At 47.5% G+C, this 14,560-nt stretch carries 12 protein-coding genes; 8 read left to right on the top strand and 4 right to left on the bottom strand.

Annotation, left to right across the window (positions count from 1 at the left end):
* Window positions 1-7: 7 nt before the first annotated feature.
* The 3 genes from M2404_RS01275 to M2404_RS01265 all read left to right on the top strand — a co-directional run bounded on the left by M2404_RS01275 (window position 8) and on the right by M2404_RS01265 (window position 4,046).
* Window positions 8-985, top strand: coding sequence for a DUF2333 family protein (locus M2404_RS01275; RefSeq protein ID WP_259237740.1), 978 nt, complete (start codon window positions 8-10; stop codon window positions 983-985).
* A 7-nt stretch (window positions 986-992) separates the two neighbouring features.
* Window positions 993-1,751: a TIGR04219 family outer membrane beta-barrel protein gene (locus M2404_RS01270; RefSeq protein ID WP_259237738.1), complete on the top strand. Its 759-nt coding sequence runs from the start codon at window positions 993-995 to the stop codon at window positions 1,749-1,751.
* A 117-nt stretch (window positions 1,752-1,868) separates the two neighbouring features.
* Window positions 1,869-4,046 carry a response regulator gene (locus M2404_RS01265; RefSeq protein WP_259237737.1) on the top strand — a complete coding sequence of 726 codons (2,178 nt, stop codon included), beginning with the start codon at window positions 1,869-1,871 and terminating at the stop codon, window positions 4,044-4,046.
* Here M2404_RS01265 and M2404_RS01260 read toward each other — a convergent pair.
* Window positions 4,017-4,904 carry a TIGR03899 family protein gene (locus tag M2404_RS01260; RefSeq protein ID WP_259237736.1) on the bottom strand — a complete coding sequence of 296 codons (888 nt, stop codon included), beginning with the start codon at window positions 4,902-4,904 and terminating at the stop codon, window positions 4,017-4,019. The two genes, M2404_RS01265 and M2404_RS01260, sit on opposite strands and share 30 nt — an antisense overlap.
* Window positions 4,905-5,069: 165 nt before the next feature.
* Between M2404_RS01260 and M2404_RS01255 the strand changes: the two genes are divergently transcribed.
* Window positions 5,070-7,289, top strand: a complete 2,220-nt coding sequence (locus M2404_RS01255; RefSeq protein ID WP_259237735.1) for a two-component system response regulator — start codon at window positions 5,070-5,072, stop codon at window positions 7,287-7,289.
* 47 nt (window positions 7,290-7,336) lie between these two features.
* Here M2404_RS01255 and M2404_RS01250 read toward each other — a convergent pair whose 3' ends face one another.
* From M2404_RS01250 to M2404_RS01240, 3 genes are all read right to left on the bottom strand, one after another.
* The gene (locus M2404_RS01250) at window positions 7,337-8,956 is read right to left on the bottom strand and encodes a methyl-accepting chemotaxis protein (protein WP_259237734.1); all 1,620 of its coding nucleotides are present in this window, start codon (window positions 8,954-8,956) and stop codon (window positions 7,337-7,339) included.
* Window positions 8,957-9,109: 153 nt separating this feature from the next.
* Window positions 9,110-9,637, bottom strand: a complete 528-nt coding sequence (ppa, locus tag M2404_RS01245) for an inorganic diphosphatase (protein WP_259237732.1) — start codon at window positions 9,635-9,637, stop codon at window positions 9,110-9,112.
* A 70-nt stretch (window positions 9,638-9,707) separates the two neighbouring features.
* The gene (locus M2404_RS01240) at window positions 9,708-10,679 is read right to left on the bottom strand and encodes a class 1 fructose-bisphosphatase (RefSeq protein WP_259237730.1); all 972 of its coding nucleotides are present in this window, start codon (window positions 10,677-10,679) and stop codon (window positions 9,708-9,710) included.
* A gap of 166 nt (window positions 10,680-10,845) precedes the next feature.
* Here M2404_RS01240 and mpl point away from each other — a divergent pair, with 166 nt between their 5' ends.
* Genes mpl through M2404_RS01220 form a run of 4 tightly spaced genes read left to right on the top strand, consistent with a single transcriptional unit; the run spans window position 10,846 to window position 14,552 of the window.
* Window positions 10,846-12,204: a UDP-N-acetylmuramate:L-alanyl-gamma-D-glutamyl-meso-diaminopimelate ligase gene (gene mpl, locus M2404_RS01235; protein ID WP_259237729.1), complete on the top strand. Its 1,359-nt coding sequence runs from the start codon at window positions 10,846-10,848 to the stop codon at window positions 12,202-12,204.
* Between the two features lie 13 nt (window positions 12,205-12,217).
* On the top strand, window positions 12,218-12,859 hold the full coding sequence (locus tag M2404_RS01230) for a flavin prenyltransferase UbiX (RefSeq protein WP_259237727.1): 642 nt from the start codon (window positions 12,218-12,220) through the stop codon (window positions 12,857-12,859).
* On the top strand, window positions 12,856-13,782 hold the full coding sequence (locus M2404_RS01225; RefSeq protein WP_259237725.1) for an ABC transporter ATP-binding protein: 927 nt from the start codon (window positions 12,856-12,858) through the stop codon (window positions 13,780-13,782). The genes M2404_RS01230 and M2404_RS01225 overlap by 4 nt, the downstream gene beginning before the upstream one ends.
* Window positions 13,779-14,552, top strand: coding sequence for an ABC transporter permease (locus tag M2404_RS01220; protein ID WP_259237723.1), 774 nt, complete (start codon window positions 13,779-13,781; stop codon window positions 14,550-14,552). The genes M2404_RS01225 and M2404_RS01220 overlap by 4 nt, the downstream gene beginning before the upstream one ends.
* Window positions 14,553-14,560: the final 8 nt, after the last annotated feature.

The following is a 14,560-nucleotide window of genomic DNA, read 5'->3' as shown; positions in this document are numbered from 1 at the left end:
CAGCTTGATGGTTAATACTAAATTAATCAGTGCAGCAGTATTAGCAATACTGCTGCTTATGTATGGTACTGCCTGGTGGGTAAGTCGCGAGCCGGCCATGCTGATCGCAGAAATTAAGCAAGAGCAGCGCAAACTGGGGGATGATGCTATAACCGGTTATAGCACTACCACTGCGTTGATCCGGGTTAGTGAAACCCTGCTGTATAAAAGCGGTGGTTATCTGGCAAATGATATTATGCCGCCGTTCAGCCTGCTGGATAATATGCCTGCGTGGGAGTTAGGAGTGCTGGAAATGTCACGCGATCTGGCGTTAGCCTTACGCAAAGAATTTAGCCGCTCTCAGTCACAGTCAACAGAAAATGTTTTTCTTAAAGTAGCACAGCCGCGCTTTAATATTGATCACAAAAGTTGGGCTATTCCCAGTGCTGAAGCTGAGTATGCCAAGGCGATAGAACAACTATATTTGTATCGTGCCGAGCTGTTAGATCCCGCCAAACCAGACAGCCAGTTTTACGCCCGCGCTGATAACCTACGTGACTGGTTAAAGGCGGTAGAAAAACGGCTTGGTAGCTATTCACAACGTTTAAGTGCCAGCGTGGGGCAAGAACGTATTAACACTGATCTGGCCGGTGATGCGTCTGCACGCCAGTCAACAGAAACACCGGCACAGCGGAATATCAAAACCAGTTGGTGGAAAATCGATGATGAGTTTTATGAAGCCCGTGGCGCGGCCTGGGCTTTACTGCACTTTCTAAAAGCCATAGAAACTGATTTTAATGACGTGTTACAACGTAAAAATGCCATGATCAGTTTGCGGCAAATTATCCGTGAACTTGAAGCAACACAACAGCCAATATGGAGCCCTATGGTGCTCAACGGCAGTGGTTTCGGCCTGATGGCAAATCACAGTCTGGTTATGGCAAATTATATCTCCCGCGCTAATGCCGCATTAATTGATCTCTCTGAATTATTATCACAAGGGTAGTTACAACATGAAAAAAACCGCATTAATGTTATCTGTTAGCGGCTTCTTATTTACCGTACCTGTGCAGGCTGACACATTGCTTGGGCTATACATTGGCGCAGACGGCTGGCGCACTTCTGCAGATGGTGGTTTTGCTAATAACAGCCAGTTACAGAGTTTTAATTTCTCTGACAAAACGCAAAAATCTTACTACGTTGCGCTGGAACATCCATTGCCTTTTATCCCGAATATCCGGCTGCAGCATAACCAGTTAGAGTCTTCAGGCTCAACCAGTTTGAATGCCGGTTTTAGCTTTGCCGGTACTACCTTTGCTGCGGGCACTGAGCTACAAAACCAAACCGAGCTGACTAACACAGACTATGTGTTGTACTACGAAATTCTGGATAATGATCTGATCAGCCTGGATTTGGGCATAAACGGTAAATACATTAATGGTACCGTTGCTGTTGCTGAAACTGATGCGAACGGCATGGCGGCGTCACAACGTGCATCGCAGCTTATTCCTATGTTGTATGCGTCTGCTAAGGTTGGCTTACCGCTGACCGGGCTGGATGTTTTTACTCAAGGGAGTTATGTGTCGCTGGACGGCAATCGTATCTATGATGCTCAGGCTGGTGTAGCTTATGCTGTGCTGGATAACCTGGCGGTGAATATGCGCCTGAAACTGGGATATAGAGCCATGAACCTGCGGTTGGATGATGTTGATAATTTACATGCCGATCTAGATTTTAAAGGCGTTTTCGCTGGCGTAGAGCTACATTTTTAAACACGGTAATACATGCCGGCAGGCTGCTACAGTTGGCCGGCATTTACCAGGCTTGCCTTGTGGGGCCTGGTAAATCGTTTTATAGTTATTTTACGTATTGTCCGGGTAGGCTAAGTTTTGACAAATCACTTCAGACAGTTAACTCTACCCTGGCTTATTGCACTTAGCCTGATGCTGCTATTTACGGCGTTGTGGTACCACTACGAAAGCAAAATTATGCAGCGTGCACAGGTGCAGCAATACACCGCTAGCCTGCAATTTAGTATCCGGCCTTTGCTTGCCAACAAAAATCCTGATTTACTTAAAGCCCAGCTGAATCATTTACGTTACGCCAGTGTTCTGCCTGTTAGTGCTATTGCCGTGTACAGCGATACGGGCAGGTTAATAAGTGGTACAGATAAAGCGGCTTTGCTACCCCGGTTTCAGCCAGAGCAAATGCAACATGAGTTCCATTTATTGCATGAGGCCGGAACATTATTTGCGGTGCAACCTATGTCGTCATCTGCAGCCAGCAGCGGCTACGACGAAGTTATCGCCGGGCAGAATGATAATTATTATGTTGTAGTACAGCTTGATGCACCGGGTAACTACAGTGTCTGGTTAGTGCCCGTATTGGTGGTGGCCATGTTAGGCTGGGGAGCGTTACTGGCAATGCATGGCAGTATTGGCCGGGTATCACAGCGCCAGCAAACCGATATCAGTTTGCTGGTACATAAACTCAGCCAGTTAAAGCAGGGGCAGTTAAACAGTCGGTTAGATGACGAACTGGTGCCAGAGCTGGCGCCGTTAAAATTAGCGCTGAACGAGCTTGCCGGACAGCAAATAACTAACCGTTCCCGTGATGACACAGAAAAGAACCAGCTTAAACAACAAATAGCAGAGTTAACCCAATCGCTTGTCAGCGAGAAACAGCAATCTGTTCAGGTACAAAAACTATATGAACAGAGCAAACAACAACAGCTGCAACAGATTTTACAACTAAGGCAACTGACGCAACAGCAGGCAGTTATCCCAGACAAACTGCTACGCCAGGCACTTCACAGCCAGTTAACGCTGGCAGAGTTAACACAGGCAAGCGAGCCCGAACCACTGACACAACTGGTATTAACTGAATATGTTGCCCGGCAACTGCCGCATTACCGCAATATACTGGCTGCGCAAAATCTGACTTTACAACTAAATGAGGCCGCCGCCAACGCTGTGCACCAACTGGCATTACCTGAGAGTTTACTGACAATGCTGCTGACAGCTTTGTTACGTTTAAGCAGCCATTCTGATGGGATCACAGAGCTGACGCTGAATATGCAGCTTAGTGTAACCTGCACTACGGGCAGTTTATTGCTTAGTGTAACAGGCAATGGCGACGGCTTGCTGGCTTCTGTTAAACAGCAGTTAGTCAACCCAGGCCCGCGCAGTACAGACTGGCAGGACAGTGATAGCCAGATTGTTACGCTGATAGCCAATAAACTTAATGCTGCCATTGAAGTGCAATCTCTCGAAGGGCTTGGCAGCACTGTTTCGGTGCGAATATCCATAGCAGATTGTCAGCCGCTGCAGGTTAAGCGGTTAAATCATCTGTTGCTATTCGATCAGTTGCCCCGGTTAACCGAGCGCAAAGCAGCGCTGGGCAGCCTGGTTGCTAATGTGGCACAGTCTTCTGATTTGGCCGAACTGCAACATAAAGCTGAACAATATCAATACGATGCGGCGTTAATTTTTTTACCGGAACCCGCCGGGCTGGCAGCATGGCTTGAGCTGATCCAAAGGCTGACAGAGAAAACCAAAGTGTTATGTTACGCTGAGGTAGATTGTATTCAGATGTGGCGTGAGGCATTGGGTGTTGCCATAACAGAAGAGCCGTTTTGTCTGGCTGAATTACAGCAGATAAAAACAGCTGACAACGCTAAGCTGCCAAAACTTTTAGTCGTTGATGATAACCCAACTAACCTGGCATTTATTCAGATGCTGCTAAAATTGCAGCCACTGGAGCTGACCACTGCAAATTGTGCGCAACAAGCGCTGCAGTTATGCGCTTTGCAGCAATTTGATGTGATCTTATTAGATATTCAGCTACCGGATATGCATGGTACAGAGGTTGCCAGACAATTGCGGCAAATGCAGGCATACCAGCTAACGCCGATACTGGCATTTACCGCCCATGCTCTGGCTGAAGAAGTTGCCAGCTTTAAAGCTGCGGGCATGAATGATGTGATTTTCAAACCGCTGGAGGTAAACAAACTGCAGCAGATATTGCACTGGTGTTCCTCAGTTAAAACTGATAATACCGGCCAGTAACTGCTTTAACGCGCTGATATAAGCCTGATTTGGCTGGCTACTCAGCAATGGCAGCAGCTCGGCACCGCTGGCGGTATATTTGTAATATTGCAGTACCACACCTTTACTGTTGATAGTGCCATTTAGGTTTAGTTGCTGGTATTGCCAGTTAAGTACCTGTCCTGTGGGCAATTCACCACTTTCAATTTCAGAGCTGTGTAACAGCCCGATGTCTATCAGGCTGAGTATTTGTGGGTAAGACAAGCCAAACTGGTTCAGGTTAAGTACCGCACGGCTTTTTCCTGTTAGTACCCGCCACAGTGAGGGCTTACGGATATAACCAAAGTAAATTCTGGCACTGGGATCCTGCCGGGTTTTACAACTCAGGTTTACCGCCTGCTGCAATGCCAGTGCTTCTTTGTAGCTCATACGTTTTAATGTATGCAGGGTTTTTAGCGCGAACCTTCCCGGGCTGGCAATTTCGCCAGCCAGAATTTTTGCCCATAGCTGTTGCATGCTTTTATTCGAGATCTCCAGCACCAGTTCACAGAACTGCTGAAACCAGTCTGGATCAACATCCTGAGCTGAAACCTGATCGGTGCAGTACTCCAGTGCCAGCGTCATAATACTTTCAAGATTATACTGTTGCCGCTCCCGCTGCATTTGCAGCCTGCGTTCTGCCCGTTGTGCCAAAGTCAGGGCGGCTGAACTGGCCGCACCGGAGCGTGCCGCCAGAAGATGATGTTTGTCGCTGAAGTTACCTTGTTGCTCAGAGGACTCGCTTTCAGCTGCCGGGCTTACACTGCTAATGCTACCCAGCTGAGATTTAGCCAGTTGCAGCAAACGTTGCTGGCTGTTTAATGCACTAATTTTAACCATAACAACAGCCTGGCAGCATAAAGCGGAACATAAGTTATCTTGGCATTTGCTGCAATGTGCGGCAAGTAAAGCGATGTTATTTGTGTAAAATAAAATCTGTTATACCTTACTATTTAACAGATTAAACATGTATATTTAAACGGAATCATTAAATAAGGCTGAATAATGGTGCCAAAAGAAACAGATGAAGATTTTCTGTTTTTAGCAGAAGACGAACCGGAGCCAGCGCAGGAGCATACACTGGGTGAATGGCACCTGTTGATTGTTGATGATGATGAAGAGATCCACACAGTGACCAAACTGGCACTGAGTGATCTTACTGTTTTAGGTAAGCAGCTGAAATTTCATCATGCATATTCTGGTAAAGAAGCCATTTCTTTTTTAACCCGGCACCCTGATGTGGCACTTGTGCTGCTTGATGTGGTGATGGAATCGGATGACGCCGGTCTTAAGGTTGTAAAACAAATCCGTGACGAGCTTGGCATGGATGAGATCCGTATTGTGTTACGCACCGGGCAACCAGGCTATGCACCAGAAGAAAGTGTTATAAAAGAATATGATATCAACGATTACAAAACCAAAACGGAGCTGACCCGCAGTAAGCTGGTTACATCGATCATCTCTTCTTTGCGTTCTTATCAGCAGATCCGCACCATTAATCAGAACCGGCTGGGCTTGCAAAAAATTATTAATGCCGGAGCAAATCTGCTGGAGCAGCACTCGTTACATGAGTTCTCCGAAGGTGTGGTTACGCAGATATCTTCATTAATTGGTTTGCATGCCGAAGGGGTACTGTGTGCCCAGATAGAAGATGACGGCAGTGCCAGCGAAACGATTTATGTACTGGGCGCAGCCGGTAACTATGCTCCTTACATTAAATGTCAGCTCGACAGGCTGGGCAACCCCCGTATTGTGCAGCAAATTACCAACTGCTTACGTACACATGAACATATTTTTACCGATCAGGAAACAGTGTTGTATTTGGGCAACGAAATCCACAGCGCTGCGGTATATATTGAAACTAACCGGCCGATAGAGAATTTCGATCGCCAACTGATAGAAGTGTTTTTAAGTAATATTTCTATTGGCTACGAAAATGTTACTTTGTTTCAGCAGCTTAAGCATGCAGCCTATATTGATCCACTTACCAAAACGCCAAACCGCAACGAGTTTATCCAGATTTTGCAGGATACCCGCCGCTATGAAGCCGAGCACAATGTTGCGGTATTAATTGATATTGATCACTTTTCTGATGTCAACGATGGCTTAGGCCAGGACGTTGGTAATGAGCTACTGATCGCAGTCACGTTCAGATTAATTGAGGAGTTTGGTACTTACGCCCAACTGGGCCGCATTGGCGCTGATGTATTTGGCCTGGTGGGGCCAGGCACCGAGCTTACGCCAGAGCGTTTACAAGCCGTATTTGATGAGCCGTTTAAAGCTTCCGAGCATTCGCTACAAATCAGTGCCACCTTTGGTTTTTGCCACTTAACAGATACCGCCGAACAGGGGCTGACGATCCTTAAGCACGTATACATTGCACTGAATAAAGCCAAAAAGCATCTCGGCCAGAATTTTCAGTATTATCAGGCAGAAATGGAAGATGAAATGGCTGGGCGGCTGGCGTTACTACGTATGTTACGTCAGGACTTTGCCAACGATAAATTGCAACTGTGGTATCAGCCTCAGGTTTCTTTAACCACAAAACAGGTGGTGGGAATGGAAGCGCTGTTACGCTGGCCACAACCAAATGGGCAGTTTATTTCACCTGCAGTGTTTATTCCTCTGGCAGAGTATTCCGGCCTGATAGTGGAGATAGGTTACTGGGTAATGGAGCAGGCTTGTCTGCAAATTAAGCAGTTGCAAAAGCAAGGTTACACCGGATTACGTATTGCCGTTAATGTGTCGATGCCGCAGTTCAGAAGCCACGGTTTTGTGCAGTCGGTTATTGATTGTGTTACAGCGCAACAAATAGATCCGCAGTTGCTTGAGCTGGAAATTACCGAATCGGTAGTGATGGACGAACCTAAGATAGTGATAGACGCACTGCAAAAACTGAAGAATTTCGGTATCAAGGTGGCGATAGATGACTTTGGTATTGGTTTCTCATCCCTGAATTACCTGCAGCAACTGCCACTGGACCGGATAAAAGTAGATCGTGCTTTTATTCGCGATATTGATAAGCCGGCAGGTGAAGTCATAGCTGAAACCATTATTAACCTGGGTAAAAGGCTGAATTTAGCCACTATTGCTGAAGGCGTGGAAACTCAGGCACAAGAGCAGGTTATTGTGGCTATGGGCTGTGATGAAGTACAGGGCTTTATGTATGCCAGGCCGATGCCGCCAGCAGAGTTACTGGCTTTTTTGCAACAGCAAAAAAGCTGATAGCTAACCACAAGCCGGAGTGTTCCGGGCTTGTGGTCAGGCAATTTTTACACTCTGAATAACTTGGTAATGCTTTCCAGATTCTGTGCCAGTGACGCCAGCTCACTGCTGGCTTTAGCAATATGACCGGCACTTTCTGAGCTATGCTCTGTATTTTTGAAAATAGCGTCAACATGGCCAACGATATCACTGGCCATTTTTTGTTGATCATCCGTAGCATCGGCAATTTGCTGGTTCATCAGCCGTATTTGCGCAATGCTTTTAGTGATCAGCTGCAAGGCGTCACCGGCTTTATTGGCCGATTGCACACTATGTTCTGCCTGTGATGTACTTTGCTGCATTTTTTGTACTGCCAGTCGCGCGGCTGTTTGCAATTGTTCGATGGTACGCTGAATTTCTTCGGTCGATTTTTGCGTACGTGATGCCAGCGTACGAACTTCATCGGCTACCACCGCAAAGCCGCGGCCCTGTTCACCTGCCCGTGCCGCTTCAATAGCGGCATTTAGTGCCAGCAGGTTAGTTTGTTCGGCAATACCTTTAATCACACTTAGTACAGTGCCTACCTGATTGGCATCTTGCTCCAGTTGGGTAATAACATCAGAAGCATCCTGCACATTGCACGCCAACTGCTGAATATTCTGCACGGTTGCAATTACGGTGTGCTGGCCCTGATCTGCCGCTTCGCTGGATTGATTGGCTGCTGCCGCTGCCTCGTTAGCACTGCTAACTTCAGCCACTACGCTGGCGCTCATATCATCTACGGCATGTTTGGCCTGATTAGCAGCCTTACGTTGTTGCACTATGGTTTTGTTAGTATCGTCGGTAAGTTGGTGTAAGTCTTTTGCCAGTGCTGACAGCGGTACTGCAGTATTAACAATGTCTTTTACTACGTGCTGCAGCTTTTGCATAAAGGTATTAAACCAATATGCCAGGTCGCCCAGCTCGTCTTTGCTATTGGTATTAATACGGGCAGTTAAATCGCCGTTTTCTTTGGCCAAGTCCTGTAACGAGTTAATCATATTGCCCAGGCTGCTTTGAATACCCCGCGCTACCGGAAATGCGGTACCAAACAATACCAGTGTGGTGATCACGCCCATAATAATACCTACGGTGATAAGGGTACCGGCTTGTTCACTGGCGTCGTCAATTGCTGCGGTAAATGCCTGCAGCCGTGCATCACGAAACTGGCTTAGCAACAGGGCTGTGGCATCGTAATCGGCATTCATTTTTTCTGAGCGCTGCGTCAAAGTGCTGAAATCAGCCGTGTTGTTAATCATTTCCTGCGACACTTTATAGGCTACCTGATAATAAGCGTCGTAGCTTTGCTGAATACTGCTGACATCGCTGGCATAACTGCGGTTTAGCCGGGAAATATCATTTAAACCCTGTGTCAGCTGGCGGCTGAACCCTGCTGCAGCGGCCAGCGCTTCTTCATCGCCTGTAGTTACTGCACTGGCCAGCGAGTCTTTTATCCGCTCCAGCAATACCAGTGAGCTTTGGGCTGATTGCAATACAGGGAACTGTACATCACGGGTTTGCTCCAGCGTGTTAACGTTGTTCAGTGCTGTATTGCTGGCAAGAATAAGGTAAATGATAAAGCTCAATGTGCCGATAAAAGGTATCAGGTAGATTTTCTTTGCTATAGACAGGCGTCGTAACACATCCATACTGCAGGCCTCTGTACACTTGTTAATTATTATTAGAATAGATTTATGCGCAGTATAGTGCTTTATTTTAGCAATTGCTTGTAGTTATGTATGCTGGGAACAAGCCATAAAAAAGCCCGAACGGTGTCGGGCCTGGCTATAAAAAGCAGAGTGTTATTTCTTCGCCCGCTCAAATGAGCTTACGATTTCAGCTTTGGCAGCAGCTGTATCGCCCCAGCCGTTTACTTTAACCCATTTACCGGCTTCTAATTCTTTGTAGCGCTCAAAGAAGTGCTGGATTTGCTTTTTCAGCAGCTCATCAACGTCGTTGATGTCTTTAATATGGTCATACAGCTTGGTTAGTTTGCTTACCGGTACGGCGATGACTTTGGCATCTTCACCAGATTCATCCGACATAAACAGCACGCCAACCGGGCGGCATTTAATCACTGCGCCAGGCACCAGTGGGTAGGGTGTTGGTACTAATACGTCTACCGGATCACCATCCAGTGATAATGTTTGATTTACAAAGCCGTAGTTGCACGGATAAAACATTGGTGTGGCCATAAAGCGGTCAACCCAGACAGTACCGGTGTCTTTATCAACTTCGTATTTGATTGGATCGGCATTGGCCGGAATTTCAATAATAACGTTAATTTCTTCTGGCAGGTTCTTACCTGCTGCAACATCGCTTAAGCTCATGGCCTGGTCCTTAAATGATAAAAAGCTTGGTTAAAAGTGGCGCTTATTATAGCGCCGGCAATAAAAATGGCTATCGCTGATGATAGGCGACACAGCTGTCCACTTCATGTTTTGAGCCGAGTATCACCGCAACACGCTGGTGAATATCAGTGGGTACTATGTCCATAATCCGCTCATAACCGGTAGAACTTGCACCACCGGCCTGTTCTACCAGAAAACTCATCGGGTTAGCTTCATACATTAGTCGCAGTTTATCCGGCTTAGTGGCATCTTTGGTATCACGCGGGTAAGCAAAAATACCACCGCGGCATAATACACGGTGTACATCGCCTACCATGGCGGCTATCCAGCGCATATTGTAGTTTTTACCACGCGGGCCTTCTTTGCCTTTAAGTAAATCAGCAATATAAGCCTGCATAGCAGGTTGCCAGTAGCGCTGGTTCGACATATTAATGGCAAACTCGGCGGTGTATTTCGGAATAGCAGCCTGCTCTTCCGTAAGCAGAAAACCGCCATAGGTTTTGTCCAGTGTATAAATCCGTGTACCTTTACCGGTGGTTAATGCCAGCATGGTAGACGGGCCATACAGCACATAACCTGCCGCAACTTGTGCCGTACCGGGCTGTAAAAACTGGGCCGCATCATCGGCTGCCTTATCGGCTTGCGCCGGTAAAACAGAGAAAATAGTACCAATTAAACTGTTGATATCAGTGTTAGATGAGCCATCCAGCGGGTCGAAGGTAACTAAGTACTTACCATTTGGGTTGCCGGCTACGGTGTCGTCTTCTTCTTCTGAGCTGATGGCTTTTACTACGCCGGTTTCCAGAATCACTTCTTTGAGCAATTCATTGGCAATAATATCGAGTTTTTTCTGTGTTTCCCCTTGAATATTCTCCCCCAGGGTAGAACCTAATACCCCAGCCAGTTCGCCCTGACTTACGCGGAAGGATATTTCCCGGCAGGCTGCCAGTATGGTTTTAATCAGTGAAATCAGGTCGCTGTCGACTCCGTCCTGTTGCAATACTGGCGAGATGCGGCGCATGCGGGTGGTTCCTTCTTAGTAATTATTTTTGCTAATGCGGTAGAGGCTGGCGTATTTTAAAGAATTTCTGCGCAAATTGCAGGTGTTACTGCAGCTCAAATGCTATTTTCGGCTGCGCAGCTTTTGCATTTGCTACAATGGCTGCAGCTAATTTTCAGGATAACTTATGCATATTCATATTCTTGGTATTTGTGGCACCTTTATGGGCGGTATTGCTGCTGTTGCCAAAGCAATGGGCCACAAAGTTACCGGCTCTGATGCCAACGTCTACCCGCCAATGAGTACCCAACTGCAGCAACTGGGCATTGAATTAACCCAGGGCTGGGATCCGGCACAACTTGAGCCAGCACCGGATATGGTAATTATCGGCAATGCCTTATCGCGTGGTAATCCGGCGGTAGAGTATGTATTAAATACCAATTTACGCTATACCTCAGGCCCGCAGTGGCTGGCAGAGCAGGTGTTATTTGACCGCTGGGTACTGGCTGTGTCTGGTACCCATGGCAAAACCACTACCAGCACTATGCTGGCCTGGATTTTAGAGTGTGCCGGTTTAAAGCCGGGCTTTTTAATTGGCGGTATTCCGCAGAATTTTGATTGCTCAGCCCGCCTTGGCGAATCGCCGTTTTTTGTTATTGAAGCCGATGAATACGACACGGCTTTTTTTGATAAACGCTCTAAGTTTGTGCATTACCGGCCGCGCACTGTGGTGATTAATAATCTGGAATATGATCATGCCGATATTTTTCCTGACTTAGCAGCCATTCAGCGCCAGTTCCATCATTTGCTGCGCATGGTACCGGCCAATGGCTTGGTGCTGTCGCCGGAAGATACACCGGCTGTTAAACAAACACTGGATATGGGCTGTTGGAGTGAGCGGCAAAGCTATGGTACTGACTGGCGTGCAGAGCTGATTAGCAATGATGGCAGCCACTTTGCCTTATATTATCAGGGCAAACTGCTTGGTAAGCTAAACTGGCAACTCAGTGGCCAGCATAATGTTGATAACGCAGTAATGGCTATTGCTGCAGCACGTCATGCCGGTGTGCCGGTTGATGTGGCACTGGAAGCTTTAACACGCTTTGTTGCGCCAAAGCGGCGAATGGAGTTAAAAGCCGATGTGGCTGGTATTAAGGTATATGACGATTTTGCCCATCATCCTACCGCTATCAGCACCACCTTACAGGGCATTCGTAATAAAGTAGGCCAAAACCGTGTGCTGGCCGTACTGGAACCCCGCTCCAATACTATGCGTATGGGCGTGCATCAGGCTGCGCTGCCACTATCGCTGGCACTGGCTGATCTGGTTTTTTTATATGAACCTGCCAACGCCAACTGGTCGCTGGATGCCTTAACCCGCGCCCTGACGCCCAAAGCAACATTAACGCAAGATATTGATGCTTTAGTCAGCCTGTTATCTGAGCAGGCAGAGCAGGGCGACAGCATTGTCATTATGAGTAACGGCGGTTTTGGTGGCATTCACGATAAGCTGATTAGTGCGCTAAGACGCAAATGGGAAGGCTAATGTGGGAATACAGATGACAACAGCAAAAGAGATCACGCTGGCTTTTAGCGGAGCTTCGGGCGCGCCTTATGGCTGGCGTTTACTGGAGTTATTGCTGGCACAGGGCATTAAAGTGCACTTGCTGGTATCAAGCGCGGCACGGGTAGTATTTGCCACTGAGCATGATATTAAACTGCCGGCAGCACCGGACAAATGTACGCAGATGTTGCTGGAGCATTTTGCTTGTGATGCCGCCCTGCTTAAAGTGTATGGCAAAGATGATTGGTTCTCACCGGTGGCATCGGGGTCGGCCGCTCCGCGGCAAATGGTGATCTGCCCTTGTTCAACCGGTACTGTATCGGCTATTGCCACCGGCGCCAGTGACAACCTGATTGAGCGCGCCGCGGATGTGGTGATCAAAGAAGGCGGCCAGTTGATTTTAGTACCGCGTGAAAGCCCGCTTAGTGCCATTCATCTGGAAAACTTACTTAAGCTGGCGCGTTTGGGCGTGACGATTATGCCGGCAGCGCCGGGTTTTTATCATCAGCCGAAGCAGATCAGCGATTTAGTCGACTTTATGGCGGCGCGTATTTTAGACCACCTTAAGCTGCCGCATCAGTTACTTAACCGTTGGGGCTACAGTGGTGATGCAGCAAAAGCAGGAGAACAGCATTGAGTTTAGCGTTAGATATTAAAGGTCTGCATAAAGTATATAAAAGCGGTACTGTGGCATTAAGCGGTATCGACTTACAGGTAAAACAAGGCGACTTTTTTGCTTTGTTAGGCCCGAATGGCGCCGGGAAAAGTACCACTATCGGTATTATCAGTTCTTTGGTCAATAAATCCCGCGGCAGCGTTGCTGTATTTGGGTTTGATTTGGATACGCAACTGGAAGCTGCAAAAAGCCAGCTTGGTTTAGTGCCACAGGAGTTTAACTTTAACCAATTTGAAACCGTACTGCAGATTGTGGTGAATCAGGCTGGTTATTACGGTGTGCCCAAAAAGCTGGCACTTGAACGCGCTGAGAAATATCTCGGCCAACTGGGCTTGTGGGAAAAACGCACAGCACGTGCCCGCGAATTATCCGGTGGCATGAAGCGGCGTTTAATGATTGCCCGTGCTTTAATGCATGAGCCCAAACTGCTGATTTTGGATGAGCCGACAGCGGGTGTCGATATCGAACTGCGCCGCTCAATGTGGGAGTTTTTGCGCAAAATTAACCAGCAGGGCGTTACGATCATTTTAACTACCCATTATCTGGAAGAAGCTGAAACCTTGTGTCGCAATATCGCCATTATCGACAAAGGGCAGATCATAGAAAACACCACTATGAAAGCCTTGCTGGCCAAACTGACACGGGAAACCTTTGTGCTGGATCTGGCGACAACGCCGCCAACAATGCAACTGGAAGGGGTTAACTGGCGCTCGCTGGATGGTAACAGTATTGAAGTTGATGTAGAAAAAGCACAGGGCTTAAATACCATTTTTGCCCAGCTAAGCGCCCAGGATATTCAGGTGTTATCAATGCGTAATAAAGCCAACCGGCTGGAGGAGTTGTTTGTGTCGCTGGTAGAAAACGGCCGCGGAGGTGCAAAATGAGCAAAGCCAATTATCTGGTCGCGCTAAAAAGTATCTGGGATAAAGAAACCAACCGCTTTTTGCGCATTTGGGTGCAAACCCTGGTGCCGCCAGCTATTACCATGACACTGTATTTTGTGATTTTCGGCAGTTTAATCGGCTCGCGCATCGGCGATATGGGCGGTTTCACGTATATGGAGTTTATTGTACCGGGTCTGATTATGATGTCGGTGATCACCAACTCTTACGCTAATGTGGCGTCGTCGTTTTTCAGTGCCAAGTTTCAGCGTAACGTGGAAGAGCTGCTGGTAGCGCCGGTGCCAAACTACATTATTGTGCTCGGCTTTGTGGGCGGTGGTATGGCGCGTGGCATGCTGGTGGGGTTTATAGTTACTATTCTGTCGCTGTTTTTCGTTACTATTCAAATTCATAACCTGACGGTAATTATTGTTACCGTTACGCTAACCTCGATGCTGTTTTCTTTAGGCGGCCTGATTAATGCTGTGTATGCGAAAACCTTTGACGATATCAGTATTATTCCTACCTTTGTGCTTACGCCTCTTACTTATTTAGGCGGTGTGTTTTACTCGTTAACCTTACTGCCCGGTTTCTGGCAGCATGTGGCGGCGTTAAACCCGGTGGTATATATGGTTAATGCGTTTCGTTATGGCTTTTTGGGCGTAACGGACGTGAGCCTGTGGTTGGCGCTGGCTGTAGTAGTGGGCTTTATTGTCGTGCTATTTAGCTATGCCATGTACCTGATTAATCGTGGTATTGGCCTGCGAAGCTAAGCCGCCAC

It is taken from the genome of Rheinheimera pacifica (assembly GCF_024809855.1).
Classification (GTDB): domain Bacteria; phylum Pseudomonadota; class Gammaproteobacteria; order Enterobacterales; family Alteromonadaceae; genus Alishewanella; species Alishewanella pacifica_A.
The sequence above is the reverse complement of the archived record's forward strand: the minus strand, read 5'-3'. Positions and strand labels throughout refer to the sequence as shown.

Bases quoted from the DNA above. Each gene is read 5' to 3' on its own strand.
- M2404_RS01275 (WP_259237740.1), top strand. From the start codon at position 8: ATGGTTAATACTAAATTAATCAGTGCAGCAGTATTAGCAATACTGCTG.
- M2404_RS01220 (WP_259237723.1), top strand. From the start codon at position 13,779: ATGAGCAAAGCCAATTATCTGGTCGCGCTAAAAAGTATCTGGGATAAA.
- M2404_RS01255 (WP_259237735.1), top strand. From the start codon at position 5,070: ATGGTGCCAAAAGAAACAGATGAAGATTTTCTGTTTTTAGCAGAAGAC.
- ppa (WP_259237732.1), bottom strand. From the start codon at position 9,637: ATGAGCTTAAGCGATGTTGCAGCAGGTAAGAACCTGCCAGAAGAAATT.
- M2404_RS01270 (WP_259237738.1), top strand. From the start codon at position 993: ATGAAAAAAACCGCATTAATGTTATCTGTTAGCGGCTTCTTATTTACC.
- M2404_RS01250 (WP_259237734.1), bottom strand. From the start codon at position 8,956: ATGGATGTGTTACGACGCCTGTCTATAGCAAAGAAAATCTACCTGATA.
- M2404_RS01230 (WP_259237727.1), top strand. From the start codon at position 12,218: ATGACAACAGCAAAAGAGATCACGCTGGCTTTTAGCGGAGCTTCGGGC.
- M2404_RS01240 (WP_259237730.1), bottom strand. From the start codon at position 10,679: ATGCGCCGCATCTCGCCAGTATTGCAACAGGACGGAGTCGACAGCGAC.
- M2404_RS01260 (WP_259237736.1), bottom strand. From the start codon at position 4,904: ATGGTTAAAATTAGTGCATTAAACAGCCAGCAACGTTTGCTGCAACTG.
- mpl (WP_259237729.1), top strand. From the start codon at position 10,846: ATGCATATTCATATTCTTGGTATTTGTGGCACCTTTATGGGCGGTATT.